Consider the following 25,600-nt stretch of genomic DNA (forward strand, 5'->3'; position numbering starts at 1 on the left):
GTTCGGCTACCCCCGCAGGAAGTCGACCAACCACCCGCGGACGTCGGCGCGGTGGGTCGACCACGACGGCACGAGCTCCACCCGGCCGTTCGGGAACGCGGCGGCCACCTGCTTCGCCACGTCCTCGGGGTGCAGCGGGTCGTCCGTCGCGCCGACCACCAGCACGGGGGCCGTGACGCGGGCCAGCGCCGCGCGGTCGGTGACCGCGACCTGGCCGGGCAGCTCGGCCAGCGCGCCGTCGAGCCGCGCGAACGCCTGTCGCCGTTCGGCCTGGTAGCCGGGTGGTCCGCCGACGGCGGTGATCGCCTCCTCGCGGTCGAGCAGGCGCCTCGGCTCGTCCAGCACGGCGGGCAGCAGGAGGGCGACGCGGTCGAACGCGTCGGGTTCGTCGGCGAGCAGGGCCAGCAGCGCGCCCGCGGTCAACGACACGCCGACCGCCCGGGTCGCGCCGGTCTCCCGTGCCGCTCCACGCAGGTCGGCGGCGATGCGCCGGTAGGTCCAGTAGCCCTCGGGCGCGTCCGGCGCGTCGCCGTGCGAGGGGAGGGTGACCACCACTTTCGTGCCCGGCAGCCCGGAGGTGGGCAGGCGGGCTTCGCCGGGTGTCGCGCCCAGGCCGTGGCCGACGAGCGTGACGGGCGCGCCGGAGCCGAAGCTCCGGTGCGTCACCACCGCGGGCCGCGCTGGACCTCGATCAGCCGGGGCCGGACGTCGACCACGTACACCGTGACCGCGACCAGCCCGGCGAGCCAGAACATGCCGCCGGCGGAGAACGGGTGGAACAGCAGCAGCGCGAACGCGCCACCGCCGGTGATGCCGAGCCACGCGGGCTTGGTCATGCGCTCGGCCGCCGTGAAGGCGTCGGCCCGCTGCGAGAGCGCGTGCGCGAAGGCGAACACGCCCATGACCAACGCGGCGTAGTACGCCGCGAACATGACCCAGAAGTCCAGGAAGAGAGGACTGAACGGCGGGAATGGTGGCAACACGTCTCCAGCCTACGTGCGTGGCGCTGTCGTGGTACAGCCGAAACGGGGCGCCCTTGGTGGGACGCCCCGTCACGGTCGGGTCACTTGCCGCTGTCGGTCGGCTTCTTCGCCGCGGTCGAGCGGGTGGCCGCGGTCTTGGTCGGGCTCGCGGGCTTCGCGACGCCCGCGGGCTTGGTCGTGGTGACCGGCTTCGTCGCGGCCGGCTTGCGCGGCGCGGCCTTGCGGCTCGTCTCGCGCACCTCGGCGGCGACGTCACCGCCGACCTCGACCACGGTCTCGGCCAGCTTCTCGCTCGCGTCGTCCAGGTCGTCGGCGACCTTCTCGCCGACCGCGCGGGTGCGGCGGGACACCTTGCCGAGCACGTCGTCGGCCAGCACGCGGGCGTCCGCGGCGGCGGCCTCGGTGCGCTTCTGCGCGGTGCCGACGGCCTCCTCGACCTGGTGCAGCGCCTTCTGCAGGCCCGGCTGGGTCTTCAGCTTCTCCAGCGCCTCCTCGCCGTGCTGGGCGAAGAACTGGTAGAGGTTCAGCGCGGACTGCGTGTAGGCGTCCACGACCTTGCGCAGCTCGGCCGGGTCCAGCCGGTCGCGCAGGTCCTTCTTCAGGTCGGCGGACTCGGCCGCGGTCTTCGCCGACTCGGCGCGCTCGCGGGCCTTGTTCAACGCGTCGATGACCGCCTTCGCGGCCAGGTCGCCGGCGCCGAGGGCGGCCAGCAGCGGCGTGCGGGCGGCGGCGACGGCCTGCTCGCCGGCCTTGCGGAGCTCTTCGGTGGTGGGCAGGTTCGGCATGGAGATCACTCCTCGTTGGTCTGGGTGGCGGTGGCCGGTGCGCCGGCTCCGCCTGCGGTGTTCTCCGCCTCGGCGGTCGCCTGGTCGCCGGCGCGACCGCCGGTGGTCTGATCGCCGGCTCGACCGGCAGTCATCTGATTGCCGGCTCGGCCGGCGGCGTTCTCCCGCCGGAACGACTCGTAGACGTCGAGCAACACCTGTTTCTGCCGCTCGGTCAGGTCGGGGGCGGTGACGATGGCGTCCGCGAGGGCCCCGCCCTCGCGCTGCTCCAGGATCCCGGCCTCGACGTACAGCGCCTCCGCCGAGATCCTCAGCCCCTTGGCGATCTGCTGCAGGATCTCCGCGCTCGGCTTGCGCAGGCCCCGTTCGATCTGGCTCAGGTACGGGTTGGAGACCCCGGCGAGCTTGGCCAGCTGCCGCAACGAGATCTTGGCCGTGTTGCGCTGCTGGCGGATGTACTCGCCGATGTCGCGGCCGAGATCGGCCACCGCCTCGTCGATGGACTTGTCCAACTTCGCGGCACCTCCTCGATCCACCGTCGACGGTACGCGGAGGTGCTAGCTGCTGCAAGCGCTCTGCTAGCGATCGGGACGTGTGCTCGCCCACAGCGCTACGGTGGAGCGCGTGGACGTTGCGGCGAACCTGCGAGCCCGGCTGACCGACTCGCTGCTGGCCGCGGGCGTGTTGCGCGACCGGCGGTGGGCGGAGGCGTTTCGCCAGGTCCCGAGGCACGCGTTCCTGCCGGGGTTCTTCGTCCAGCGCCCCGACGGCGCGTGGGAGCCGGTGACCGCGGAGCACCCCGACCACCTCGCGCTCGCCTACCGCAACGACGTCTGCGTGACCCAGCTCGACAACGACGACCGGGCGTGGGAGCAAGCACTCGTCACCGGAGCCGTGACGGGGGTACCCACCAGTTCGTCGAGCATGCCGACGATCATGGCGATCATGCTGGAGGCCCTGGCCGTCGCGCCGGGCGACCGGGTGCTGGAGATCGGCACCGGCACCGGCTACAACGCCGCCCTGCTCTGCCACGTGCTCGGCGGGGACCGCGTGACCTCGATCGACGTCGACCCCGGCGTGCTGGTGCGCGCCGAGGCCCGGCTGGCCGCCGCCGGCTACCACCCGACGTGCGTGCTGGGCGACGGCGAGCAGGGGCACGCGCCGCGCGCTCCCTACGACCGGATCCTCGGCACGTGCGCCGTGTCCCGCATCCCGACGGCGTGGCTGGAGCAGACCGCGCCCGGCGGGGCGATCGTGACCACGTTCAACCGGGCCATCGGCGCCGGTCTGGTGCGGCTGACCGTGCGCGACGGGCAAGCCACCGGTCGCGTGCTGCCGGAGGACGGCCGGTTCATGCCGTTGCGCGCGCACCGGCAGGAGTGGGCGGACGAGGCGCTGCTGGAGGCCCTGACCGAGGAGCCGACGACGTCCCGCACGACCCTGCTGTCCTCGCGCAGCGTGCTGGACCCGGCCGGCGGCTTCGAGTTCTTCGCCGGGCTGGCGCTGGCCGAGGTGGCGGTGGCGGCCGACCCGATCCGCCTCGTGCACCCCGACGGCTCGTGGGTCCGGCACCGCGGCGCCGTCGTGGACCAGGGCGGTCCGCGGGCGCTGTGGGACGTCGCCGAAGCCGCCTACCGGCAGTGGCGCGCGCTGGGCAGGCCGCGCCGCCACCAGTTCACCTTCACCGCGACGCCGACCTCCCAGTACTTCGCCCTGGACGGCACCGACCTGACCTGGCCACTCCCGTAAACCCACCCGCGCGTCCCGCGTTCGGAACACCCGGAGTCGACGCCCGGACCGGGCCGGCGGGCCGTTCAGTCGAGCAGTTCCTCCAGGAAGCTGCGCTTGCGGCGCGGGTAGTGCGGCTGCGGCGCGTAGTACCCGCCCGGGTAGGCGGCGGGCGGCGGCACGGCGGGCGCGGTGCCCGGCGGCGGCTGGTACGGCGGGGGTGGACCGGTCGGCGTGCCGGGAGGCGGCTGGTAGGGCGGCGGTGGACCGGCGGCGGGCGCGGGCGGCACGGCGGCCGGCTGCTGCCCGCCCTCGACCGGGACGTCGCCGTCGGCCGGCAACGTCCCCTCGATCGGCACGACCGCCGTCGGCTCGGCGGCCGGCGCCGACACCGGGACGGGCACGGGTACCGACACGGGCACGCCCTCCGGCCGGTACGGCTGCGCGTAGTGCGCCCGCTCGGCGGCGATGATCTGCTCCAGCTCGCCGCCGTCCAGGAAAACGCCCTTGCAGTTCTCGCACTGCTCGATGTGCACGGAGCCACGGCTGATGGTCCGCATGAGGTCCTGGCATTTCGGACAGATCACGTCTTCGAGGGTACGCACGACACAAGGGTCACCGCGTCACCACCATCCGTGATCGTTCAGTCATGATGCGTTGGTGTCCAGATTCCGCCAACGGGCCGTGCTCACGGGGTGCGTGCTGGCCGCCGTGCTCGCCGCGGCCGGCCTGTTCGTCACCGACTACGGCATCGACCCCGAGCTGTGGCTGTCCGGCCTCGCCCTCGGCTTCCTCGCGCTGCTCGCGGCGCTGGACCCGTGGCTGCACCGCAGGCGGGCCGCCGGCCTGTCCACCGACGACAACCTCGACGCCGCCACGAGCGCCCTGGCCCGCGCCCTGCACGCCCAGTGGAACGAGGAGTGCCGCGCCCGCGGCCTGGAGGACCACGCCCTCGACCTGCACTGGAGCGCCACGCAGGGCGAACCCGGGCACAGCGACGCCGTCGTCCGCGCGTTCCAGCGCAACCGGCGCATGGTGTTCCTCGGCGAGCCCGGCGCGGGCAAGAGCACGACCGCGATGCTGCTCGCGATCGGCCTGCTCGACCGCCACGTGGACGGTCCGGTGCCGGTCCTGCTGCCGCTGTCCACGTGGAACCCGGAGGCGGAGGACGTCCGCACCTGGATGACCCGGCGGCTGTACGAGGACCACCCGGCGCTGCGCAACACCGAGCTGTACGGCAGCTACGCGGGCGACCTGCTGGTCGAGCAACGCCGCGTGTTCCCGGTCCTCGACGGCCTCGACCAGCTCCCGCCCGCGCGCCGCGCCGACGCGCTGGACCGCATCAACCGCGCGTTCCCCGGCTCGCACCCGCTGGTCCTGACCAGCCGCACGGACGAGTTCGCCGAGGTGAACGGCACCGTGGCCGGCGCGCAGGTCGTGCAGTTGCAGCCGTTGGACCTGGAGGAGGTCGCGGGCTACCTGCGGTCGGTGGCGGACCCGGTGTCCGCCGCCCGCTGGGAGCCGGTCTTCCTGCACCTGCGCGACGAGCCGGACGGCCGGCTGGCCGACGCGCTCTCCACGCCGCTGGCGGTGTGGCTGGCGGGCGTCGTCTACGGGTACGGCGAGCCGAGCGAGCTGCTGGACCGGGTCCGGTTCCCCGACCGCGCCGCCATCGAGAACCACCTGGCGGACCTGCTGGTCGACGGCGCGTTCGGCGACCGCGGGGTGGCGCACCAGGTCAGGGCCAGCCAGGTCTGGCCCAAGGACAAGGCGGCCCGCTGGCTGGCGTTCCTGGCCGGCGAGATGCGGCGGCGCGGCGTGCGCGAGCTCGGCTGGTGGGACCTGCGCCGCTCGGTCGCCGGCACGTGGCTGGCGCTGCTCGGCGCGGTCGCGCTCGGCCTGATCGGCGGCTTCGGCGTCGCCTGGCTGATGGCCTACGCGAGCACGCCGCAGCTGGCGCCGATCACCGGGCTGGCCGCCGGGCTCGCGGTCGCGGTGGCCGCGCTGTACGCGTCCGGGCACCGCGCGCCGAAACCCCGGCTCGGCGTGTGGCGCAGCCTGGTCGTGGTCAGCGGTGTGCTGGGCACGGCGGCGGGCCTGGTGTTCGGCGCGCTGTACGGGCTGTCCGCGGGACTGGTCGTCGGCCTCGGCATCGCGGTGGCGGTGGCGCTGCGGTTCGGGTTGGGCAGCACGGCCGAGCTGAGCCACCCGTCCAGTCCGAAGTGGACGATGGCGCGGGACCGGGTCGCGGTGTGGACCGGGTCGCTGGTGCTGGCCGTGGTGTTCGGCGCGGCCGCCGGGCTGGTGTTCGGGCCGGCCCAGTCGGGCATGGTCGGGCTCGGCCTGGCGTGCGGGCTGATGCTCGGCTTCACGCTGTCCGTGCTGCACCTGCGCTGGTGGTGGTTCACCGTGGCGCGGATCTGGCTGGCGGCGCGCGGGAAGCTGCCGTGGGAGCTGATGGTGTTCCTGGAGGACGCGCGCAAGCTCGGCGTGCTGCGCCAGGCGGGCGCCGTCTACCAGTTCCGGCACGCGCTGGTGCAGGACCGGCTGGCGGGCGCGCGTCCCTCCCAGGTCACGTCAGACGCTTAGCTTCCGCAGCCGGCCGATCGCCTCGTCCAGCACCTCGTCACGCTTGCAGAACGCGAACCGCACCAGGTGCCGCCAGTCGTCCGGGTGGTCGGTGAACACCTGCACCGGCACGGCCGCCACGCCGATCCGGCCCGGCAGCTCGCGGCACAGCTGCGCGCCGTCGGTGAAGCCGAGCGGCCGGACGTCCGCGGTGATGAAGTAGGTGCCCTCGCTGGGCCGCACCGCGAACCCGGCGTCGGCCAGGCCGGCGGACAGCCGCGACCGCTTGTCCTGCAGCGACGTGCGCAGGCCCTCGACCCACTCCAGCTCGTGCCGCAGCGCGTGCGCGACGGCCGGCTGGAACGGCGCGCCGCCGACGAAGGTCAGGAACTGCTTGGCCGCGCGCGCCGCGCCGACCAGCTCGGCGGGGCCGCACGCCCAGCCGATCTTCCAGCCCGTGCAGTTGAACGACTTGCCCGCGCCGGAGATCGTCACGGTCCGCTCGGCCATGCCGGGGAACGTGGCCAGCGGCACGTGCGCGAGGCCGTCGAACACCAGGTGCTCGTACACCTCGTCGGTGATCGCCACGAGGTCGTGCTCGACGCACAGCGCGGCGACGGCGGCCAGCTCCACGTAGTTGAGCACGGTCCCCGTCGGGTTGTGCGGCGAGTTGAGCAGCAACGCCCTGGTCTTCGGGCCGATGGCGGCGCGCAGCGCGTCGACGTCGAGCCCGAGCCGGCCCGTGCCCGGCTCCTCGACCAGCCCCACCGTGCGGCGGGTCGCGCCGGCCAGCGCCACGGACGCCGCGTAGGAGTCGTAGTAGGGCTCGATGAGCACGACCTCGTCACCGGGCTCCACCAGCGCCAGCAACGTCGCCGCGATGGCCTCCGTGGCGCCGACCGTCACCAGGATCTCGGTGTCGGGGTCGTAGTGCGTGCCGTAGCGCGCGCGGTGCTCCGCGATCGCCTGGCGCAGCTCCGGCATGCCCGGGCCGGGCGGGTACTGGTTGAGACCGCCGTCGATGGCGGCCTTGGCGGCCGCGAGCATCCCGGCCGGGCCGTCGGTGTCCGGGAAGCCCTGCCCGAGGTTCACCGCCCCGGTCCGCGTGGCCAACGCCGTCATCTCGGCGAAGATCGTCGAGGTGAACGGCCTCATCCTGGTGACTAGCGCTGGTGCCCGCACAAGGCCGAATCTTCACGGACAATGGCGCCGTGGAGCAACTGACCCCCGCTGACCAGCTCAAGCGCCAGGGCCTGCGCCGGATGAAGCTCGTCGCGACCGGCTTCTTCCTGGCCGCGACCCTGATCTTCGTCGTGGCACTGCTGTTCGAGGACGGCGGCCCGGCGTGGCTCGGCTACGTCCGCGCGGCGGCCGAGGCGGGCATGGTCGGCGCGCTGGCCGACTGGTTCGCCGTGACCGCGCTGTTCCGCAGGCCGCTCGGACTGCCGATCCCGCACACCGCGATCATCCCGACCCGCAAGGACAGCTTCGGCGACGCGCTGGGGTCGTTCGTCGGGACGAACTTCCTGTCCGAGGCGGTGGTGCGGGACAAGCTGCGGCGGGCGGGCATCGGCCGGCGGCTCGGCGAGTGGGTCGCGCGGCCCGAGCACGCCGAGCGGGTCACGTCCGAGCTGGCCAACGTCGTGAAGGGCGCCGTGACCGTGCTGCGCGACGACGACGTGCAGGCCGTGGTCGAGCAGGCGCTGGTGCGGCGGTTGGTCGACCAGCCGTGGGGTCCGCCGCTGGGCAGGCTGCTCGGCCAGGTGCTCACCGACGGCGCGCACCACAAGCTCGTGGACCTGGTGTGCGACCGGGCGTACGACTGGGTGCGCGACAACTACGACAAGGTCATGGGCGTGGTGTCGGACCGGGCGCCGACGTGGTCGCCGAAGTTCGTCGACTCGCTGCTCGGCGACAAGGTCTACAACGAGCTGCTGAACTTCGCGTGGGCGGTGAAGACCGACGTCAACCACCCGATGCGGCTGGCGGTGGACCAGTTCCTGATCGAGTTCGCGGGCGACCTGCGGACCGACCCGGCGACCATGCAGCGGGCCGAGCAGGTCAAGCAGCAGCTCGTGACGCACCCGGACGTGCAGCGGCTCATCGGGTCGGCCTGGGGCACGGCGAAGAAGATGCTGCTCGACGCGGCCGAGGACCCGTCGTCGGAGCTGCGCAAGCGCGTGCGCGAGGGCCTGATGACCTTCGGCCGCCGGATGGTGGAGGACGAGTCGCTGCGCGAGAAGGTCGACGGGTGGCTCGAGGGCGCGGCGGGGTACGTGGTGACCAACTACCGCGACGAGATCACCACGCTGATCACCGACACCGTCGAGCGCTGGGACGCCGAGGAGACCTCGCGCAAGATCGAGCTGCAGGTCGGCCGCGACCTGCAGTTCATCCGGATCAACGGCACGGTCGTCGGCGCGCTCGCGGGCCTGGCGATCTACACCGTCAGCCAACTGGTGACGTGACCTGAGCGTTCGACCCGGGGTACCTGGACGCGGGACACGCGCGTTCCGGCACCCCGGGTTCCCCGTTTCAGGTCACGCTCAGGGCGCGCCGTTCCCGCCAGTTGCGGGCCTTCTCCCGGTTGCCGCACGTCTGCATCGAGCACCAGGTGCGCGAGCGGTTGCGCGAGCGGTCGAAGAACGCCCACCGGCAGTCGTCCGCCTGGCAGATCTTGAACCGCTCCCACGACCCGAGCACGGCCAGCCGCGCCGCCGCCCCGAGCACCGCGCCGAGCGCGTCGGTGCTGGACATGGTCGGCACGCCGTGGCTGAGGTCGACGCGGATCAAGCCCGCGACGGGGGTCGGATCGGGGCCGTCGTGCCGTTCACCCAACGAGGCCCGCAGCGAGGCGCGGACGGCGCGGACCTCGTGCGGATCACCCGCCCGGCCGAGGCCGCGTTCGGTGACCCACGCGCGCCAGGCGGCGGCGCTGTCCAGCACGTCCGTGCCGAGTTCGAGGTCTCGGGTGTTCAGGAAAGCGAGCAGCAGCTCCACATCGTGTTCCGCATCGCCGGCTCGACCCTGCGTGAAAGCCGCGTGGTCCCAGCCGGCCGCCAGACCAGTCACCCCTCCACTGTAGGCGTCGGAGCCACGCGATGTGGCGAAGTAACCGTCAAACCATCACGATCGGTTACTCCCACAGCCCGGTCGGACCAGCGGCCACCCTGCGCCGATCGGGCTATGAACCGTGTGTATACATCGTGTGTATAGTGCCTGCCATGTCGATCGGACACACCCTGCTGGGGCTGCTCGAAAAGGGTCCACGGCACGGCTACGACCTCAAGAAGGCCTACGACGAGCGCTTCGGGCAAGGCCGGCCGCTGCACTACGGGCAGGTCTACACCACGCTCTCGCGCCTGCTCCGCAACGGCCTGGTCGAGGAGGCGGGCGTCGAGTCGGGCGACGGCCCCGACCGCAAGCGGTACGCGATCACGGACGCCGGCGTGACGGACGTGGAGCACTGGCTGGGCACGCCCGAGAGCCCGGAGCCCTACCTGCAGAACACGCTCTACGCGAAGGTCGTGCTGGCCCTGCTGTCCGGTCGCAGCGCGGACGACGTGCTCGACGTCCAGCGCGCCGCCCACCTGACCACGATGCGCGAGCTGACCAAGCGCAAGGCCGAGGGCGACCTCGCCGACCAGCTGATCTGCGACCACGCCCTGTTCCACCTCGAAGCCGACCTGCGCTGGCTGGAGCTCACCGCCGCGCGCCTCGGCAAGCTCAAGACGGCGGTGACCACATGAGCGTCGACCCGACCAACGGCGGCCCGACGGGCGGCGACCTGATCGACGGTGCGGGCGCGCGGACCCTGCTGGAGGCCGTGGACCTGCACAAGTCGTTCGGCCCCACGCCCGCGTTGGACGGCGCCGGCCTGAGCGTGCGCGCGGGCGAGGTGGTGGCCGTGATGGGCCCGTCCGGCTCCGGCAAGTCCACCCTGCTGCACTGCCTGGCCGGCATCCTCACGCCCGACAAGGGCACCGTGCGCTACCGCGACGTGGAGCTCAGCGCGATGGGCGACGGCCCGCGCAGCGAGTTGCGGCGCACCGACTTCGGGTTCGTGTTCCAGTTCGGCCAGCTGGTGCCGGAGCTGACCTGCCTGGAGAACGTGGCGCTGCCCCTGCGGCTGGGTTCGGTGAAGCGCAAGGAGGCCGAGTCCCGCGCCCGCGAGTGGCTGGAGCGGCTGGAGGTCGCCGACGTCGCGGACAAGCGCCCCGGCGAGACCTCCGGCGGCCAGGGCCAGCGGGTCGCCGTGGCACGCGCCCTGGTCACCGGACCGCGCGTGGTGTTCGCCGACGAGCCGACCGGCGCGCTGGACTCGCTCAACGGCGAGCGCGTGATGCAGCTGCTGGTCACCGCGGCGAAGGAGACCAACGCGGCGGTGGTGCTGGTGACGCACGAGGCGCGGGTGGCCGCCTACTCCGACCGCGAGGTCGTGGTGCGCGACGGCAAGTCCCGCGAGATGGAGCCCGTCACGTGAAGCAGTGGTTCGCCGACCTCGCGCTCGGCGTCCGGCTGGCCCTCGGCGGCGGGCGCACGTCGTGGGTCCGGCTGGCGCTGACCGGCGCGGGCATCGGCCTCGGCGTGGCCGTGCTGCTGGCCGCGTCGTCGGTGACGAGCGTGCTGACCGAACGCGCCGAGCGGCAGTCCGCGGCCGGGCCCGTGTACGCCGAGGCGGTGTCGGGCGACGTGCTCTACATGACGTTCTGGAACACCGACTACCGCGGCGTGGCGATCACCGGGCACTTCGTCCGCGGCACCGGGCCCGGCGCGCCGGTGCCGCCGGGCACGTCGAGGGTGCCCGGCGACGGCGAGATCCTCGTGTCGCCCGCGTTGGCGGACCTGCTGGCCGCGCCGGACGGTGAGCTGCTGCGGGCGCGGTTCCCGCAGGAGGTCGTCGGCACGATCGGCCAGGCCGGTCTCGTCGCGCCGCACGACCTGAAGTTCTACGCGGGTGACGCGTCCGTCGGGGCGGACGGGGAGAACGCGATCACCGGCTTCGGCGGCGAGGTGACCGAGCGCGAGCTCGAGCCGGTGCTGATCCTGCTGGTCATGGTCGGCTCGGTCGCGCTGCTGTTCCCGGTGCTGGTGTTCGTCGGCATCACCACCCGCCTGGCGGGCGCCGAACGGGACCGCAGGCTGGCGGCCTTGCGGCTGGTCGGCGCGGGCGCGCACCGGGTCCGCCGGATCGCGGCCGGCGAGGCGTTGCTCGGCGCGGTCGTCGGGCTGGCCGTCGGCGCGGCGCTGTTCTTCACCGCACGCCAGTTCGTCGAGGACGTCCGGCTGCTCGGGATCAGCGTGTTCGTCGGCGACCTGACGCCGTGGCCGCCGCTGGCGGCGCTGATCGCGGTGCTGGTGCCCGTGATGGCGGTGGTGACGTCGGTGGTCGCCATGCGCCGCACGGTGGTCGAGCCGCTGGGCGTGGTGCGCCGAACGAAGCCCGTGCGACGGGTGCTGTGGTGGCGCGTGGTGCCGATCGCCCTCGGCGTGGCCGCGCTGCTCAGCCAGGCGGGCGCGTTCGGCGGCGAGGCGGTCCAGGGTTCCGACGTGATCGTGATCGGCGGGATCATCCTGCTGCTGCTCGGCATCCCGGTGCTGCTGCCGTGGGTGGTCGAACGCGCGGTGGGCCGGATGCGCGGCGGCGCGCCGTCGTGGCAGCTGGCGATCCGCAGGCTCCAGCTGGAGAGCGGCACGGCGGCGCGCGTGGTCGGCGGCGTGGCCGTGGTCCTGGCGGGCGGGATCGCTTTGCAGTCCGTGATGGCCAGCGCGGAGACCAGGATCGTGGAGCGGCCGACCCCCGAGGCGGACAAGGGCAAGATGGTGGTCAGCCTGCAGGACTCGCCGCCCGAGGCGACCGAGAAGATCGCCGTGGAGCTGGCCCGGTCGGCCGGCGTGCGGCAGGCGCACCCGATGCGGAGCGCGTCGCTCAGGTCGGGCGCGGACCAGTACCACATGGCGACGATCGGCAGCTGCGAGGCGTTGCGGACGCAGGCGGTGCTGCCCGACTGCCAGGACGGCGACACCTTCTACGTCGACCCCGGCTCCTCGCACCGTTCCGGCTACGAGAAGCTCGTGGCGGGCCAACGGGTTTCGACGCGCGTGGACTCCGAGGGCAACCCGGTGCCGGGACAGGAGTGGACGGTTCCCCCGTTCACCGTGGTCCAGCCACCGGACGACACCGGCATGTACCGGGCGGGCCTGCTGGTCACGCCGTCGGCGGCGCGGGAGCTCCCCGCCGACCCCGACGACTCCAGCGTGCTGGTGCAGGTGGACCCGGACCGGCCGGACATCGCCGAGCACGTCCGCAACGCCCTGGCCCCGCTGACGTGGCGCGCCTACACGTCGTACTTCGGCCAGGTGGACGTGGCCGAACGCGTGAAGGAGTTCCAGAGCATCCGCCAAGCCCTGCTGGCCGGTTCGCTGGTCACGTTGCTGCTGGCGGGCGCGAGCCTGCTCGTGCTGGCTCTGGAGCAGGTCCGCGAGCGCAGGCGGCCGCTGGCCGTGCTGGCCGCGAGCGGTGTGCCGCGCGGCGCGCTGAGCCGGTCCCTGCTCTGGCAGAACGCCGTGCCGCTGCTGTTGGCGCTGGTCGTGGCCGTGAGCGTGGGCAGCGGTCTGGCGGTCCTGCTGCTGCGGATCATCTCCCAGCCGATCCTGCTCGACTGGTCCGGGATCGGGGTGCTCAGCGCCGCCGCCGCACTGCTGGTCGTCGTCGTGACGCTGCTGTCGCTGCCGTCGCTGCGGCGGGCCACCGGCGCCCTCGGCCTGCGCTCCGAGTAGGTCCGAGGCGGGCGTCGCCGCCCCTGACGCCCCCAAGCCCGGGGCGGCGACGCGAACTCGGTCGGCACACCGAAGCCACGTTCCGGCGCTCCGGGACGTCTGAGGAGATGTGACCCCCATTCCCCAGCACCCCCACCAGCTCTCCGACGCGGGCGGTCGGAGCGTGCTCCGATGAGGTGGGCCGCCGACCTCGTCCTGGGCATCCGACTGGCCGTCGGGGGCAGCCGGACGTCCTGGGCGAGGTTGGCGCTCACCGCCGCCGGCGTCGGCCTCGGCGTCACCGTCCTGCTGCTGGCCGCCTCGATCGGCCCCGCGCGGGAGGCCAAGTCGCACCGCGTGCAGGCCGCGTCGGTCGACTCCACGACGGGTGACGCGAAGCTGAAAGCCCGCCACGTCAGCGTTTCCTGGCAAGGGCGGCTCATCACCGGCGTGGAACTGGCCGCCACCGCGCCCGACGCGCCCGTGCCGCCCGGTGTCGGCCGCATCCCGGGCCCGGGCGAGCTGGTCGTCTCACCCGAACTGCTCGACCTCATGCGCACCGACGACTCGGTCCGCGCCCGGTTCCCGGAGAGCGTGATCGGCGTGATCGCCGACGCGGGCCTGCCGAGGCCGAAGTCCCTGATCTTCTACGCGGGCCTGCCCGAAGCCCACCACGACAGCGCCCACCCGGCCGCGGGCTTCGGCAGCGACCAGCCGCCCGCCACCCTGCTGCCGATCTACCGGCTGCTGATGGTCGCCGCGATCAGCGCGCTGCTCGTCCCGCTCGGCATCTTCGTCCTGGTCGCCACCCGCCTCGGCACGACCGGCCGCGCGCAGCGCCTGGCCGCGATCCGGCTGGTCGGCGCGTCGCGCACGCAGATCCGCTGGATCGCGAGCGGCGAGACGTTGACCGGCGCGGTGCTCGGGCTGTTCGTCGGCGTGGCGCTGTTCTTCGCCGCACGGCCGCTCGCCCGGTTCATCGAGGTGGAAGGGGTGGGCTTCTTCCCGACCGACCTGCTGCCCGACCCGCTGCTCGGCGCCCTGATCGCGCTGGGCGTGCCGGTGGTGGCCGTCGTGTCGGCGCTGCTCGCCCTGCGCACGGAGGACGTCGGGCCGCTCGGCCTGTCCCGCGCCGTCGAACTGCCGCGGCACCGCGCGTGGTGGCGGTTCGGGCTGATCGGCGCGGGCGCCGCGCTGATCGTGGTGATCTCGGCGATCGGCAGCTACTGGCAGGTGGTGGCCGACGCGCGCCTGGCCGTCGGGCTCGGCGTCGGCATCGCGCTGGTCCTCGCGGGCACGGGCGCGGTGCTGCCGTGGCTGGTCGGCCAGGTCGCCCACCGCCTCGAACCGGACGGCGTCGCCCCGCTGCTCGCCCTGCGGACCCTCCGCTTCGACGCGGGCACGCCACGCGTGCTGTCCGGCGTCGTGGTGGTGCTGACCGGCTCGCTGACGTTGCAGGTCCTGCTCGGCGTGGCGGCCCAGTTCACCGCCGGACCGCCGACGGACACCCCGGACCGCTGGGTGCTCGACCTGCCCCCGCACGCCTCGGTCCGGTCGCTGGAAGAGGCGATCGCGCTGGTCGGCGGCGTGCGGCAGGTCAGCGAGGTGCGCGCGCACCCGACCGCCGGCGGCGGCACCGTCACCAGCACCGACTGCGTCGAGATCGCCGAGCGCCTCGACGTCGCGGACTGCGTGAACGGCGCCGCGTACCTGGTCGGTGACGGCCCGGAACCCGGCGCCAGGCTCAGGATCAACGGGCAGGAATGGGTCGTGCCGCGGTACGAGAAGGTCGACGGCGACCTGTGGGGGCTGGTCGTGGCGGGCGGCGCCGATCCCGTGCTGGCCTCCGTGCCGCCGACCGAACTCGTCGTGCGCGGCGACCCGGACGAGTCGTTCGGCGACCGCCTGATGGCCGCCACCGGCCGCGCCGACCGGGGCGTCACGCTGCGCCGCCAGTTCGAGGCCGGGCAGGTCGAGCTGTTCGCGTCCCTGCGCAGCGGCGTCATCGGCGGGTCGGTGCTGCTCACCCTGCTGGCGGTGATCGGCCTCGCGGCGGCGGCCGTCGACCAGGTCTTCGAACGCCGCCGTCCCACCGCGGTGCTGGCCGCGAACGGCGTGCCGCCGAAGGTCCTGGCGGTGTCCGCGCTGTGGCAGTCGGCGATACCCGCGGCGCTCGGCATCGCGCTGGCCATCCCGATCGGCCTGGGCACGGCGTGGCTCGTCGCGCCGGGCGGGCGGTTCCGGGTCGACTGGACCGAGATCGCCACCACGGTCGCCGCCGCGGCGGTCGTCGTGCTCGTGGTGTCGCTGTGCACGTTGCCCGCGCTGCGCTCGGCGATCCGCCCGGCCGGCCTGCGAACCGAGTAGCGACGCACGCGAGCGATCCTCGGTTCCGCTTGCCACACCATCGAGCGGCGGCGGTATCCCCAGGTCAGACCGGGTGCTCTCAAGGAGCATGCATGATCGGAACAACAGTGAGCTGCTCCTGCGCGCCCGCTTCGGCGACGCCGACGCGTGGCACGAGATCGTCCGCCGGTACGCGCGCCTGGTGTGGGCCGTGCCGCGGTCGCACCGGCTGAGCCCCGAGGACGCGGCCGACGTCTGCCAGGCCACCTGGCTCGCGCTGGCCGAGAACCTGTCGGGCATCCGACACCCCGAGCGGCTGGGCGCGTGGCTGGTCACGACCACCCGGCGCGAGACGCTGACCGTGCTGCGGCTGCGCGGCCGGGAGGTGCCGCTCGACCGGTGGGAAGCGGCCGACGCCGGGCCGACGCCGGAGGAGCGCGCGCTGGCCCGTGACGCCGGGCTGTGGCGCGCGTACGCGACGTTGACCGACCGTTGCCGGGAGATCCTGCGGTTGGCGGCGTTCGCGCCGGAGCTGTCGTTCACGCAGGTCGCCGAGGCGGTCGGGATCCCGGTCAACAGCCTGGGCGCCACCCGCGGCCGGTGCCTGGCCGTGCTGCGGCGCCGACTCGGGGCGGAGGTGCCGCGGTGACCGGACCGACGCTCACGATGACCGACCGGGAGCTGCTGGACGCCCTCGCCCTGGCGGTGGACGACCTCGACCCGATGCCGGGACCCCTGCTCGCCCGGGCGCGGTCCGCGCTGGTCGAACGCGCCGACGCGGTCACCTCGCGGTTGTTGTCCGACTCGGTGCACGTCGATCCCGGGCTGCCCCGCCGGGTGGTGTTCGCCGGGCTCGACCTGCGCCTGGACCGGGTGGCCGGTGGTCTGCGGGTCACCGGGTCGGCGCGGGCGGGGGCCGTCGTGGTCGCGCGGTGGCCGGGAGGTCGGGTGACGGCGGTGGTCGACCAGGCGGGCCGGTTCCACCTCGAACGGGTGCCGTTCGGGCCGGTCAGGTTCGTGCTGCGCGGCGTGGACGCCTCGGGCCGTGATCACGCCACGCCGTGGTTCGTCGCATGATGGACCGGGACCGGATCACGCGGCTGGAACGGGAGATCCGCGTGCTGTCGCGTTCGGCGGCGGTGGGTCGGCCGGCCGTGCCGCTCAACGACGTGGTCGACGCGTTGGGCGACCGGGCGCTGCTGGTTTTCATCAGCCACCGGGAGCGGTTGGTCGGCGTGTCCGTCACCGGTCGGCGGGTCGGGCTGCACGACTTCGGCGAGGCCCGGACCGTCGCGCGGCACGTCCGCTCGCTGCCGTCGGCGGACGCGGTGGCGGGGCTGGACCGCCTCCTGCGGCCGGCGGGCGACCGTCCGCTGGTCGTGGTGCCCAGTCCGGAGCTGGCGCGGGTGCCGTGGGCGGCGCTGCCGTCGGCCCGGGGGCGGGCGCTGTCGGTCGCGCCGTCGGTGAGTTGCTGGTTCAGGGCCCACGCGCGGCCGTTGGCACTGGCGAACCGGCTGTGGGTGGTCGGGCCGTCGCGTCCGCACGCGCGTCGGGAGGTCGAGGCGTTGCGGCGGGCGCACGGCGGGCCGGTCCGGTCCACTGTGGACGAGGCGTTGCGGGGAATGGCGGAGGCGGACGTCGTGCACTTCGCGGCGGACGGCGTGCGTCAAGACGAATTGTTTTCGTATCTGCAATTGGGTGACGGGCCGTTGCACGGGCACGATCTCGACGGCTTGGCGCGTGCGCCTTCGGTGGTGGTCCTCTCGGCGTGCGGGTCCGGATTGGCGCGGGTGTTGTTGAGGCGCGGCGCGCGGGTCGTCGTGGAGAGCGTGCGGCCGGTCGCGGACGAGCGGGTGGTGGACCTGATGGTCGACCTGCACGCGAACCTGGCCCACCCGGCGCAAGCGCTTGCCGATGCGCAGGTCCGGCACGGTGACCTCGGCTTCGTCTGCGTTGGCGCGGGGTGACCGCATGGCCTTGTGTCACCTATTTGAGTGACGCCCGAATAGGTGATTTGGACCCGTGGTACTGAAGTCGCCGGTCAGGCCCTTCATGACCGGTCCACAAGGGACACCGCGCGGGCGTCCACAACGGACAATTCACGCCATCACACCATCAGGTGGACACGACGGACTGTGTTCACGGATGGGTGGGGCGACACGGACAGCCGCACGGCACCGCCCTTCCGAGTGGGTTCCGCCGGAGAACGTTCGAAAATGCGGTTCCCAGTGCTAGACATAGCAGAACGTCGACCTCGAACGGTCCGTCCCGTTCGCCGTACCCGGAACGGTGGTGATCCACAGTGGCAGCTCCCAACGCGGTGCGCCGGGGTGGATCCCTGCTGCTCCGGACGCTCGCCGTGAGCGGGTTGGCGGCCGCGGCGTGGCTCGTGTGCGGCGGGGTCGCGGCGGCGGGCGAAGACCACCCGGACGAGGCGGCGAAGACGCTCGACGCGGTGAACGTGGCGATCGACGAGCAGCAGACCGCAGCCGCCGACCTGGTCACGTCGGTCGTGCCCGCCGGCGTCGCGCCGTTCGCGGCCGTCGGGGTCGCGGCTCAGCCTTTCGGGTCACCGTCGTCCGGGTCATCGTCGCTCGCGTCACCGTCCCTCGGTGGGGTGGAACTGGCCGCGGTCGAGTCCCGGCCCCTGGCCGTGATGACCGACGGGCCCGCGCCGGAACCGGAAGCCGACCAGGAGCCGTACCCGGAGTCGTCCAGCACCGGCGGTTACAGCTACTCGAGCGGTTACGCGAGTGGCTACAGCCACTCGGGCACGGCGTCGAACACGATGCCCGCGCCGCTGTACGAGGCGAAGATCGCCCAGAAGGCCGCCGCGCGTGCGGCGGTCGTCGAGGCCCCGGTGTCGCCGGCGCCGCAGCCCGTCGCGCTGGCCGCACCGGTCCGCGTGAACGTCCTGCTCGCACCGACCGCCGAACCGTCACCGGACGTCTCCCCGGTCACCCCGAACGCCGAGGTGATCTGGGAGGTGCCGGAGCCGAGCGCTCCCGCGCCGACGCCGAAGCAGGCGCCCGCGCCGAGCGCGCCGACGGCGTCCTCGGGCGGCGCGGACAGCGGCGGCGGTGGCCACCGGGGCGGCGTGAACGCGTCGTTGACCGGGCAGGCGGACCTGAAGCCGTTGGTCGCGTGGTCGGCCGAGCGGTGGGACGACGGCAGGTCGCCGGGCAGCGTCCCGGGGCTGCCCAGCACATCACCCGACTGAGGTCAGACGGGATCCGTGTGCCCTGAGCACGCGCGACCACACACTGCCTGACCTGGTCATTTCGCGCACATCACGTTTGTCGACGGCTGTCGCACCACACCCAAGGGTTCCCGTCCTGCCAACCGCGCCCTGGCAGGACGGGCCAGGTCCCGTCGCCGCGCTGCCCCCGCGAGCGCTGGGACCGAACGGGAACCTGCGGCAGGGGACGCCAATCCCTGGAGCGTCCCCGCCGCAGGTCCACGAACCGCCGTCGGGCTCCGGCTCAACGAGGGGCTGCGCCGGAGCCCGACGGCCGACGGCCGGCTAACACGATCGAGTGATCATCACCAGAAAATGTACGGAAACACCGTTACCGCCCCTCGGTTAAACCATGAGGACCCCCGCCAACCACCCACCACGTCCCCGCAGCCACCCCAACCACCGCCCAACCATCCCCACCCCCCGCCCCGCCACCGACCACCACCGCCCCACCCCGAACCCCCGGTTCCACGGATCCGGAATCGGAGGTCGCGAAACGAGTGGCCCGCCGACCCGCCGACCTGCTGGCCCGCCGCCCCTCTGGCCCGCCGGCCCTGCCGAACCGCAGATCCGTTGCCCGGCAACCCCTGGCCCGCTAGGCGACCGGCACGGCGAGGTCGGCGTCGGTCGGCATCGTGGAGCCCGTGACGGAGGCGGCGACCAGGCCCAGGCGGCGGGCGGCGTCGCGCAGGACGTCCGGTGATTGCACGAACGGCAGGCGCAGCCAGCGTTCGAAGCCGCCGTGGGCGCCGAAGCGCGAGCCCGGTGCGAGGCGGATGCCGTGGTTCTGGGCCACGACGGCGATGCGCGTGCTCACCGGCGCGTCCAGTTCGCACCACACGCTGAGACCGCCCTCCGGCCTGCGGAAACGCCAGGTCGGGCAGTGTTCGCGCAGGCCCTCCATGAGCACGTCGCGCTGGGCCGCCAGCTGGGCCCGCCGGTCGCGCAGCGCGGGTTCGGGATCGGCCAGCAGCTCGGCCAGCACCAGCTGGTCGACCACCGCGGAGCCCAGGTCGAGGGCGGTCCGCGTCGAGATCAGGCGGTGGACCACTTCGGTCGACGCGCGGATCCAGCCGATCCGCAGGCCGCCCCAGTGGGACTTGCTGGCCGAGCCCAGGGTCACGACCAGGTCGTCCGCGAACTTCGCCAGCGGCGGCGGGCCGGCCAGTGGGTCGCCGTCCAGGTCCAGTTCGACGACGGTCTCGTCCACCACCAACGGCGTGCGCGCCCGGCGGGCGGTGTCGGCCAGTTCGGCGCGACCCTCGGCGTCCAGGCGGTGCGCGGTGGGGTTGTGGAAGTCCACCACGACGTACGCCATGCGCGGTGCGGCTTGGCGGAGGGCGGCGGCGATCCCGGGCAGGTCCCAGCCGGTCTCCGTCATCGCGACCGGCACCGGGATCGCGGAGACGGCCTTGATCGCGTCCAGCGCGTTCGGGTAGCTCGGCTGCTCCACCAGCACCCGGTCACCCGGACCGGTGAACAGGCGCAGGGTCAACGCCAACGCGTGCTGCGCGCCGCTGGTCACCACGATCTGCTCCGGCGACGTCGGCAGACCCCGCGCCGCGTACCGGGCCGCGATGCGCTCCCGCAGCTCGGGCACCCCGTGCTCGTAGTACCCGTGATCCGCGAGGTGCTCGGGCAGGTACCGCCGGACCTGGTCGAACGCCGCCAGCACGCCCGGCAGCGCCGGCGGAGCGGCCCGCGCGAAGTCGACCATGCTGTGCCCCACCAACGGGGTGTCCGGCGTGACGCCCAACGTGCCCGTCGGCAGGCTGATCCACGACCCCGCCCCGCGCCGGCTCGCGACCAGTCCTTCCGACCGCAGCTGGTCCAACGCCGCCGTGATCATCGTCCGGCTCACCGGCAGCACCTCGGCCAGCTCGCGTTCCGCGGGCAGCCGGGTGCCGGCGGGCAGCCGGCCGTCCAGCACCAGCATCCGGATCGCCGCCGCCAGGTCCGCCGAGCCGTGACGTGCGCCACGGCGGCGCCACTCGCCGAGCAGTCGGGCCAGGCGGAAGCCGGATATACGTCCACCTGGTGGGACGTCGGAGTTCATGAGGCCAATTATTGCGGATTGGCTCTGGAATACAAGGCCAATCTGGACGAAGGATGGCCACATGCTCGCCGCGCTCACCCAGGTCCCGGTCTCCGTCTCGCCCGTCCGCCGCGTCCCGCAACTGCTGGTGGGGCTGTGGCTCTACGGCGCGAGCATGGCGCTGCAGATCCGCGCCACCCTCGGCCTCGACCCGTGGGACGTGCTGCACGAGGGCCTGACCAAGATCACCGGGCTGTCCTTCGGCCTGATCACCGCCATCGTCGGCGCCGTGGTCCTGCTCTGCTGGATCCCGCTCAGGCAGAAGCCGGGCGTCGGCACGGTCGCCAACGTGGTCGTCATCGGCCTGGCGGTGGACGTCACGCTGTTCCTCCTGCCGACCCCGACCGGGCTCCTGCCCCGCATCCTGTTCCTCACCGCCGGCATCGTGCTGAACGGCCTGGCCGCCGCCACCTACATCGGCGCCCGCCTCGGCCCCGGCCCGCGCGACGGCCTGACGACCGGTTTCTGCGCGCGGACCGGGATCTCGTTGCGCCTGGTGCGCACGGTGGTCGAGGTGGCCGTGCTCGGCGTCGGCTGGCTGCTCGGCGGCACGATCGGCGTCGGCACCGTCCTGTACGCCTTCACCATCGGCCCGCTGACGCAGCTGTTCCTCCCGCTGGTCACCTGGGTGAGCGAGCGACCCGCTTCCTGACCTCCACGTAGTTCACGCCACGCGCCTCCAGCACCTCGGCCACCAGCCCTCCCTGCGCCAGCAGCGCCAGCAGCAGGTGCTCCTGGCCGAGCGTGCCGTGGCCGAGGTCGCGCGCTTCGACCAGGCTGCGCTCCAACGTCTTCTTGGCCGCCGCGGTGAACGGCAGGTGGTTGCCGAAGAACCGCCGCCGCCGCCGGGTCGGCGCCCCGGCCAGCGCGCCTTCGCCGTGGCTGCGCTCGACCGACGCCACGATCTGGTCGACGTCGATGCCGAGCCGCCGCAACGCCTCGGTGTCGGCGTCGCTGAGCCCGCCCTTGCGGCGCGCGGCGGCGAACGCGTCGACCACCTCGTCACGTGCGAGCTCGAACTCGGCCAGGACCGGCGCGTCGAGCAGCGCCAGCGCCAGGTGCTCGGGCCCGATCTCGGGCGCGTCGAGCCGTTCGGCCTGCACGACGGCGTCGTGGACGGCTTGGCGGGCGGCCCTGGTGAACCGTTCCCCGATCATCGGTCTCCCCCGTGCTTCTTGTGGACGGCCTGTCGGGTGACCCCGAGTTCGGCCGCGATCTCCTGCCAGGACCAGCCGCGGGCGCGGGCGTTGCGCACCTGCACGGCTTCGAGTGTTTCCAGTAGGCGGCGCAGCGCGCTGACCGCTCGCAGCCCGACCCTGGGATCTTGGTCGCCCGCCGCCGAGGCGAGCTCGGTCGCTTCCGTCATGCCGTCAACTTTGGTTGACACGGGCGGGGTTGTCAACCCAGGTTGACACACTAGGCTCGGTGACGATGCCGGAGATCACCACCGCCGAACGGGCCGGAGTGGGCCGCGACGGCCTGCCGCGCCCGACCGAGGACCGGATCGTCCGACTGCCGAACGCCGTGGTGCTGCTGGACGGCGCGACCTCGCCGACCCCCCGTGAGCGCGACGGCGGCTGGCACTCCCGCCACCTGGCCGCCGAGCTGACCCACGTCACCGATGACCAAGACCTGGCCGACCAGCTCGCCCGCGCCATCGCACGACTGGCGGCCACGCACGGCCTCACGCCGGGGGACTCACCGTCCAGCACGGTCGCGATCACGCGCTGGACCGCCACCGCCGTCGACGTCCTGGTGCTCGCGGACAGCCCGGTCGTGGTGTTCACCGACGCCGGCGTCGAGGTCGTCGCCGACCACCGGCTGCGCGACCTGCGCGGCCGGGTCGACCGGATCACCGACTGGCGCAACCGCGAGCACGGCTGGTGGGTGGCGGAGGCGGACCCGGCCGCCGCGCACCGGGCCGTGCGGGCGAGGTGGCCGCGTGACCGGGTCCGCGCGGTGCTGATGGCGACCGACGGCGTGTCCTGCGGCGTGGACGACTACGGCTTGTTCGCGGACTGGCAAACCGTGTTGCACATCACGTCGGAAATGGGGCCGGAAGCCGTGCTGGACGAGATCCGCGCGGCCGAAGAGGGTGACGCGGATCGCACGAAGTGGCCCCGGCCGAAAGTGCACGACGATCAGGCGCTGGCGGTGATCCGATTCGACACCGGGAAATGAGAAAAGCCCCTCGCGGAGAGCGGAGGGGCTTTTCTCTGACGTTCTGGTGGCCAGGGGCGGGGTCGAACCGCCGACCTACCGCTTTTCAGGCGGTCGCTCGTACCAACTGAGCTACCTGGCCAGGTAGCGGATCGACCAACCGGCCGAACTGCCTTGCGACCCAGACGGGACTCGAACCCGCGACCTTCGCCGTGACAGGGCGACGCGCTAACCAACTGCGCCACTGGGCCTTGCGCACTACTTCATCTTGTCGATCGTCACTGTACTGCACTTGCGGTACTGCGTGCCCCCAACGGGATTCGAACCCGCGCTACCGCCTTGAAAGGGCGGGGTCCTAGGCCGCTAGACGATGGGGACCTAGTTCCTCCGGCAGCCCTTGGGCCACCTTCTTTCCCAGGCCCTCCACGCTGTCCGGTGGAAGCATCGTAAGCATAGGGCACGAGGGTCCACACCTCCAAAACGGGGGTGGCACACGGTGTTGACCTGCGATTCCACCCCCGTTCGCGGCGGTTCACCCGCGCGTCGGGGTCACCGGGGCGAGCAGTCGGTCGGCGAACTCCGCCCGTTCCGCGTCGGACAGCACGGCCAGCGCGTCGTCGAACCGGTCGTCGGTCAGCTGCTCGGCCCGCCGCCACCGCGCCGCGAGGTCCGGCCGGTCCGCCACGGACGCCAGCAGCGCCTCCGCGTCCTCCGGGCGCCACCCCGTGCGCAGGAGCCGCCCGCGACCGCCACCGGGGTCCAGCGCGACGGCCTGGGTCACGTCGAGCCCGACGGCGCGCAGCGCGGCGAAGTGCAGCCCGCCGCGCAGCTCGCGCAGCACCATCAGGGCGTGACCGAGCGCGGCCGGGCCGTCGTCGGGACGTGCTGCCTCGCGCCAGCCGCGGAACAGCGGCAAGGCGGACGCCTCCGCGCCGTCGACCACCGCGAGCGCGAGCTCGGCGAAGCGGGCGGGCTCGGGCGTCCCGGCGAGGTGGTTGCGGGACCAGTCCCAGCACCCGCCGAGGTAGGCCTCGATCGCGCGGTCGGCGGGGAACGCGCGCACGAGCGCCTTCTCGACCAGCCACTCGGGGAAGATGCCGAGCACGGAGGCCACCACGCCGGGCGACGGGTTGCCGAGCACCGCCGTGCGGCCGCGGAAGTAGAGGGTGCGCGGCGGCAGGCCGGCGGCTTCCTCGCGGGCGGCGAGTTCGGGCGAGGTCATGAACGAGCCGGCGATCTCGACCAGCGGTTCCCTGGTCAGCCGAGCGGTGGAGAGCATTTCGTAACACTGTCACAAAACTCCGGCGGCCGGCAATGCGCGGGCAGCGCGAAGTGCGCGGCTTCGGGTCGGCGCCGCGATGAGGCCGGGTTTCGAGGGTGTCCAGGTGACGGCGGCCCCTTCGTGGACGAGTCCCGAAGGGGCCGCGACTTCGGCGTCCTACCGCTGCACGGGCGGCACGCCCCCGTCCTCGCCCGGCGACAGCCCGAGCATGTCGAGCAGCAACCGGCAGTCCTCGGCGCTGGTGGCGCCGCGCGCCACCGACAGCCGAGCCCGGTGCACCTGCTCGTCCGAGATCCTCGACGGCTCACCGGTTCGCTGGGCAGGCACCCCACCGCCGCCCGGCCTGGACATCGTCTCGTCCTGGTTCCACAGGAACTGACGCACTTCTAGAGACCCGCTCATGACGCCTCCCCGACTTGAGGTTGGCGCGAGGCTAAGCGAGCCCATCGAACCACCGCAGCCCCCCGGAGAGTGATTCAGGGGCGACGCAGCGTCACTTTCCGTGTAGGCCACTTGGTGTCAAGCGGCGCGTGATGTGCTTGTCGCGAACGAGGAGGGTGCAACCCATGACCGAACCGGTACCGGGGCAGACGCCGGAACCAGCGGTGGCGGACGACGCGACCGCCACGCCGCCGCCCGCAGGCGAGCCCGAAACCGCAGAGCCCCAAACGGCCGGGCCCGAGGCCACGGCGCCGGAGCCCACCGCGGCGGCCGAGCCCGAAACCGCCCAGAACGCCGACACCGCCGCAGCCGCCGGGCCGCCACCGGCGGCGAACCCGCAGGAACTGTTCGGCAGCCTGTCGCTGTCCGCGATCGAGGCGGACATCGACCGGCTGATGAGCGACAAGATGAAGCAGCTCGACGGGATGCTCGCGGGCTTGGAGGACCTGGTGCACCGGCTGGAGGGCGAGATCACCAACCTCGAGCCGCCACCGGACGAGTCCGATACCCCCAAGGGGTAGCACCCCGGGCGCGCCCAACGGGCGAAAACGGGCTGAGCACAGGGTTCGACGCATCGACTACCTGAAGATTTCGGTCCAACCCACTCCCCAGGCCCACGTGCGCGTGCAACAATCCGAATTGCTGACACACCCCCGGTCAGCGCCTGTGGAGATCCCCTCCGGCCCCCGCGTTCCTCCCCCTGGCGCGGGGGCCTCTCCATGCACACATCTGTGACCCAGGCCACAGTGTCGCCGGTTCCGCAATCCAACCGTTATCGTGTCGCCGTGCCTCTTGGATCCCTTGGACGGTCGAAGTCGGGCCGGCATCGCCCGCCCGCGCGTGAACAGGAAGAAGCCGTGCCCGCCGACGAGGAGCTGGAGTCGTACCTGGCCGCCCTCGCCCCGGAGACGACGGACGCGGAGACGACGGCCGGCACGAGCTTCGGGACCGCGCAGGTCTACCAGCTCCGCCTCCAGCTGATGGCGAACGAGCAGCTGAAGGAACTGGCCGCCGAGCGGCAGACGTCCCCCCAGGCGCTGGCCACCGAGTGGGTCATGCAGCGGTTGGAGTGGGAAGCCCGCCAGCGCGGCTACTAGCACCGCCCGCCGACACCGAACGCCCCGGCACCCGAAGCCGGGCCCGAACGCGAACAGGCCCCCGACCATCCCGGTCGGGGGCCTGCGCCGTTGGTGCGAAAAGACGTGGATCGGAAAC

General features: G+C 73.2%; 27 protein-coding genes and 3 tRNA genes. 15 read left to right on the forward strand and 15 right to left on the reverse strand.

Features of this window, described 5'->3' with window-relative positions; all coding sequences use genetic code 11:
- Positions 1 to 6: 6 nt before the first annotated feature.
- From ABTZ99_RS20025 to ABTZ99_RS20040, 4 genes are all read right to left on the reverse strand, one after another.
- Positions 7 to 669 carry an alpha/beta fold hydrolase gene (locus ABTZ99_RS20025; protein WP_498776233.1) on the reverse strand — a complete coding sequence of 221 codons (663 nt, stop codon included), beginning with the start codon at positions 667 to 669 and terminating at the stop codon, positions 7 to 9.
- The gene (locus ABTZ99_RS20030; RefSeq protein WP_498776591.1) at positions 663 to 947 is read right to left on the reverse strand and encodes a DUF2516 family protein; all 285 of its coding nucleotides are present in this window, start codon (positions 945 to 947) and stop codon (positions 663 to 665) included. Before ABTZ99_RS20030 ends, ABTZ99_RS20025 begins: the two co-directional genes overlap by 7 nt.
- 116 nt (positions 948 to 1,063) lie before the next feature.
- The gene (locus ABTZ99_RS20035; protein ID WP_499612868.1) at positions 1,064 to 1,768 is read right to left on the reverse strand and encodes a hypothetical protein; all 705 of its coding nucleotides are present in this window, start codon (positions 1,766 to 1,768) and stop codon (positions 1,064 to 1,066) included.
- A gap of 5 nt (positions 1,769 to 1,773) precedes the next feature.
- Positions 1,774 to 2,280 carry a helix-turn-helix domain-containing protein gene (locus tag ABTZ99_RS20040; protein WP_499612870.1) on the reverse strand — a complete coding sequence of 169 codons (507 nt, stop codon included), beginning with the start codon at positions 2,278 to 2,280 and terminating at the stop codon, positions 1,774 to 1,776.
- Positions 2,281 to 2,392: 112 nt separating this feature from the next.
- Here ABTZ99_RS20040 and tgmC point away from each other — a divergent pair, with 112 nt between their 5' ends.
- Positions 2,393 to 3,517 carry an ATP-grasp peptide maturase system methyltransferase gene (gene tgmC, locus ABTZ99_RS20045; protein ID WP_499612872.1) on the forward strand — a complete coding sequence of 375 codons (1,125 nt, stop codon included), beginning with the start codon at positions 2,393 to 2,395 and terminating at the stop codon, positions 3,515 to 3,517.
- 65 nt (positions 3,518 to 3,582) lie between these two features.
- Here the strand turns inward: tgmC and ABTZ99_RS20050 are convergent, their stop codons facing one another.
- Positions 3,583 to 4,083, reverse strand: coding sequence for a TFIIB-type zinc ribbon-containing protein (locus ABTZ99_RS20050; RefSeq protein WP_499612874.1), 501 nt, complete (start codon positions 4,081 to 4,083; stop codon positions 3,583 to 3,585).
- Between the two features lie 73 nt (positions 4,084 to 4,156).
- Here ABTZ99_RS20050 and ABTZ99_RS20055 point away from each other — a divergent pair, with 73 nt between their 5' ends.
- Entirely contained in the window at positions 4,157 to 6,085 is a 1,929-nt protein-coding gene (locus ABTZ99_RS20055; protein WP_499612876.1) for an NACHT domain-containing protein, read from the forward strand.
- On the opposite strand, the gene ABTZ99_RS20060 is transcribed toward ABTZ99_RS20055, so the two are convergent.
- Positions 6,074 to 7,246, reverse strand: coding sequence for a pyridoxal phosphate-dependent aminotransferase (locus ABTZ99_RS20060; RefSeq protein ID WP_498776218.1), 1,173 nt, complete (start codon positions 7,244 to 7,246; stop codon positions 6,074 to 6,076). The two genes, ABTZ99_RS20055 and ABTZ99_RS20060, sit on opposite strands and share 12 nt — an antisense overlap.
- Before the next feature lie 29 nt (positions 7,247 to 7,275).
- Between ABTZ99_RS20060 and ABTZ99_RS20065 the strand changes: the two genes are divergently transcribed.
- A complete protein-coding gene (locus tag ABTZ99_RS20065; RefSeq protein WP_498776216.1) occupies positions 7,276 to 8,532 on the forward strand; it encodes a DUF445 domain-containing protein in 1,257 nt (418 codons plus the stop codon).
- Positions 8,533 to 8,599: 67 nt separating this feature from the next.
- Here the strand turns inward: ABTZ99_RS20065 and ABTZ99_RS20070 are convergent, their stop codons facing one another.
- Positions 8,600 to 9,136: a CGNR zinc finger domain-containing protein gene (locus ABTZ99_RS20070; RefSeq protein WP_498776214.1), complete on the reverse strand. Its 537-nt coding sequence runs from the start codon at positions 9,134 to 9,136 to the stop codon at positions 8,600 to 8,602.
- Between the two features lie 152 nt (positions 9,137 to 9,288).
- On the opposite strand from ABTZ99_RS20070, the gene ABTZ99_RS20075 reads away from it, so the two are divergent.
- The 8 genes from ABTZ99_RS20075 to ABTZ99_RS20110 all read left to right on the forward strand — a co-directional run bounded on the left by ABTZ99_RS20075 (position 9,289) and on the right by ABTZ99_RS20110 (position 18,389).
- Positions 9,289 to 9,813, forward strand: a complete 525-nt coding sequence (locus tag ABTZ99_RS20075; protein ID WP_498776212.1) for a PadR family transcriptional regulator — start codon at positions 9,289 to 9,291, stop codon at positions 9,811 to 9,813.
- Positions 9,810 to 10,547 (forward strand): ABC transporter ATP-binding protein, encoded by a 738-nt coding sequence (locus tag ABTZ99_RS20080; protein ID WP_498776208.1) that lies wholly within the window; start codon positions 9,810 to 9,812, stop codon positions 10,545 to 10,547. Before ABTZ99_RS20075 ends, ABTZ99_RS20080 begins: the two co-directional genes overlap by 4 nt.
- Entirely contained in the window at positions 10,544 to 12,844 is a 2,301-nt protein-coding gene (locus ABTZ99_RS20085; RefSeq protein ID WP_498776206.1) for an FtsX-like permease family protein, read from the forward strand. Before ABTZ99_RS20080 ends, ABTZ99_RS20085 begins: the two co-directional genes overlap by 4 nt.
- Before the next feature lie 171 nt (positions 12,845 to 13,015).
- Entirely contained in the window at positions 13,016 to 15,190 is a 2,175-nt protein-coding gene (locus tag ABTZ99_RS20090) for an FtsX-like permease family protein (protein WP_499612880.1), read from the forward strand.
- A gap of 88 nt (positions 15,191 to 15,278) precedes the next feature.
- Positions 15,279 to 15,818 (forward strand): RNA polymerase sigma factor, encoded by a 540-nt coding sequence (locus ABTZ99_RS20095; RefSeq protein WP_498776200.1) that lies wholly within the window; start codon positions 15,279 to 15,281, stop codon positions 15,816 to 15,818.
- A complete protein-coding gene (locus tag ABTZ99_RS20100; protein WP_499612882.1) occupies positions 15,815 to 16,246 on the forward strand; it encodes an Ig-like domain-containing protein in 432 nt (143 codons plus the stop codon). Before ABTZ99_RS20095 ends, ABTZ99_RS20100 begins: the two co-directional genes overlap by 4 nt.
- Complete coding sequence (locus ABTZ99_RS20105; RefSeq protein WP_499612884.1) at positions 16,243 to 17,136, forward strand: CHAT domain-containing protein; 894 nt, start codon at positions 16,243 to 16,245, stop codon at positions 17,134 to 17,136. Before ABTZ99_RS20100 ends, ABTZ99_RS20105 begins: the two co-directional genes overlap by 4 nt.
- A gap of 335 nt (positions 17,137 to 17,471) precedes the next feature.
- Complete coding sequence (locus ABTZ99_RS20110) at positions 17,472 to 18,389, forward strand: hypothetical protein (protein WP_498776191.1); 918 nt, start codon at positions 17,472 to 17,474, stop codon at positions 18,387 to 18,389.
- A 613-nt stretch (positions 18,390 to 19,002) separates the two neighbouring features.
- Here the strand turns inward: ABTZ99_RS20110 and yczR are convergent.
- The gene (gene yczR, locus ABTZ99_RS20115) at positions 19,003 to 20,463 is read right to left on the reverse strand and encodes a MocR-like transcription factor YczR (protein WP_499612886.1); all 1,461 of its coding nucleotides are present in this window, start codon (positions 20,461 to 20,463) and stop codon (positions 19,003 to 19,005) included.
- Positions 20,464 to 20,524: 61 nt separating this feature from the next.
- On the opposite strand from yczR, the gene yczE reads away from it, so the two are divergent.
- Positions 20,525 to 21,154, forward strand: a complete 630-nt coding sequence (gene yczE, locus ABTZ99_RS20120; RefSeq protein WP_499612888.1) for a membrane protein YczE — start codon at positions 20,525 to 20,527, stop codon at positions 21,152 to 21,154.
- Here yczE and ABTZ99_RS20125 read toward each other — a convergent pair.
- Together ABTZ99_RS20125 and ABTZ99_RS20130 are read right to left on the reverse strand one after the other, a co-directional pair.
- A complete protein-coding gene (locus ABTZ99_RS20125) occupies positions 21,123 to 21,659 on the reverse strand; it encodes a Clp protease N-terminal domain-containing protein (protein ID WP_498776185.1) in 537 nt (178 codons plus the stop codon). The genes yczE and ABTZ99_RS20125 overlap by 32 nt on opposite strands.
- Positions 21,656 to 21,868, reverse strand: a complete 213-nt coding sequence (locus ABTZ99_RS20130) for a helix-turn-helix domain-containing protein (protein WP_077010893.1) — start codon at positions 21,866 to 21,868, stop codon at positions 21,656 to 21,658. The genes ABTZ99_RS20125 and ABTZ99_RS20130 overlap by 4 nt, the downstream gene beginning before the upstream one ends.
- Before the next feature lie 65 nt (positions 21,869 to 21,933).
- Here ABTZ99_RS20130 and ABTZ99_RS20135 point away from each other — a divergent pair, with 65 nt between their 5' ends.
- Positions 21,934 to 22,683: a protein phosphatase 2C domain-containing protein gene (locus tag ABTZ99_RS20135; protein ID WP_499612959.1), complete on the forward strand. Its 750-nt coding sequence runs from the start codon at positions 21,934 to 21,936 to the stop codon at positions 22,681 to 22,683.
- Positions 22,684 to 22,727: 44 nt separating this feature from the next.
- Here the strand turns inward: ABTZ99_RS20135 and ABTZ99_RS20140 are convergent.
- The 5 genes from ABTZ99_RS20140 to ABTZ99_RS20160 form a co-directional block, all read right to left on the reverse strand.
- Positions 22,728 to 22,804 (reverse strand) — tRNA-Phe (locus ABTZ99_RS20140).
- Between the two features lie 35 nt (positions 22,805 to 22,839).
- Positions 22,840 to 22,913 (reverse strand) — tRNA-Asp (locus tag ABTZ99_RS20145).
- 54 nt (positions 22,914 to 22,967) lie between these two features.
- Positions 22,968 to 23,040, reverse strand: a tRNA-Glu gene (locus tag ABTZ99_RS20150).
- 154 nt (positions 23,041 to 23,194) lie between these two features.
- Positions 23,195 to 23,941 carry an SCO6745 family protein gene (locus tag ABTZ99_RS20155; RefSeq protein ID WP_499612890.1) on the reverse strand — a complete coding sequence of 249 codons (747 nt, stop codon included), beginning with the start codon at positions 23,939 to 23,941 and terminating at the stop codon, positions 23,195 to 23,197.
- A gap of 159 nt (positions 23,942 to 24,100) precedes the next feature.
- A complete protein-coding gene (locus ABTZ99_RS20160; protein WP_123745109.1) occupies positions 24,101 to 24,346 on the reverse strand; it encodes a hypothetical protein in 246 nt (81 codons plus the stop codon).
- A gap of 164 nt (positions 24,347 to 24,510) precedes the next feature.
- Here ABTZ99_RS20160 and ABTZ99_RS20165 point away from each other — a divergent pair, with 164 nt between their 5' ends.
- Entirely contained in the window at positions 24,511 to 24,906 is a 396-nt protein-coding gene (locus tag ABTZ99_RS20165; RefSeq protein ID WP_499612892.1) for a hypothetical protein, read from the forward strand.
- 336 nt (positions 24,907 to 25,242) lie between these two features.
- A complete protein-coding gene (locus ABTZ99_RS20170; protein WP_498776179.1) occupies positions 25,243 to 25,482 on the forward strand; it encodes a hypothetical protein in 240 nt (79 codons plus the stop codon).
- The last annotated feature ends 118 nt before the right edge of the window (positions 25,483 to 25,600 follow it).

Source organism: Actinosynnema sp. NPDC002837, assembly GCF_040295345.1.
GTDB lineage: Bacteria > Actinomycetota > Actinomycetes > Mycobacteriales > Pseudonocardiaceae > Actinosynnema.

Coding starts and splice junctions, on each gene's coding strand:
- ABTZ99_RS20035 (WP_499612868.1), bottom strand. CDS start 1,768: ATGCCGAACCTGCCCACCACCGAAGAGCTCCGCAAGGCCGGCGAGCAG.
- ABTZ99_RS20135 (WP_499612959.1), top strand. CDS start 21,934: ATGCCGGAGATCACCACCGCCGAACGGGCCGGAGTGGGCCGCGACGGC.
- ABTZ99_RS20095 (WP_498776200.1), top strand. CDS start 15,279: ATGCATGATCGGAACAACAGTGAGCTGCTCCTGCGCGCCCGCTTCGGC.
- ABTZ99_RS20125 (WP_498776185.1), bottom strand. CDS start 21,659: ATGATCGGGGAACGGTTCACCAGGGCCGCCCGCCAAGCCGTCCACGAC.
- ABTZ99_RS20075 (WP_498776212.1), top strand. CDS start 9,289: ATGTCGATCGGACACACCCTGCTGGGGCTGCTCGAAAAGGGTCCACGG.
- ABTZ99_RS20155 (WP_499612890.1), bottom strand. CDS start 23,941: ATGCTCTCCACCGCTCGGCTGACCAGGGAACCGCTGGTCGAGATCGCC.
- yczR (WP_499612886.1), bottom strand. CDS start 20,463: ATGAACTCCGACGTCCCACCAGGTGGACGTATATCCGGCTTCCGCCTG.
- yczE (WP_499612888.1), top strand. CDS start 20,525: ATGCTCGCCGCGCTCACCCAGGTCCCGGTCTCCGTCTCGCCCGTCCGC.
- ABTZ99_RS20080 (WP_498776208.1), top strand. CDS start 9,810: ATGAGCGTCGACCCGACCAACGGCGGCCCGACGGGCGGCGACCTGATC.
- ABTZ99_RS20130 (WP_077010893.1), bottom strand. CDS start 21,868: ATGACGGAAGCGACCGAGCTCGCCTCGGCGGCGGGCGACCAAGATCCC.
- ABTZ99_RS20160 (WP_123745109.1), bottom strand. CDS start 24,346: ATGAGCGGGTCTCTAGAAGTGCGTCAGTTCCTGTGGAACCAGGACGAG.
- ABTZ99_RS20105 (WP_499612884.1), top strand. CDS start 16,243: ATGATGGACCGGGACCGGATCACGCGGCTGGAACGGGAGATCCGCGTG.
- ABTZ99_RS20165 (WP_499612892.1), top strand. CDS start 24,511: ATGACCGAACCGGTACCGGGGCAGACGCCGGAACCAGCGGTGGCGGAC.
- ABTZ99_RS20090 (WP_499612880.1), top strand. CDS start 13,016: ATGAGGTGGGCCGCCGACCTCGTCCTGGGCATCCGACTGGCCGTCGGG.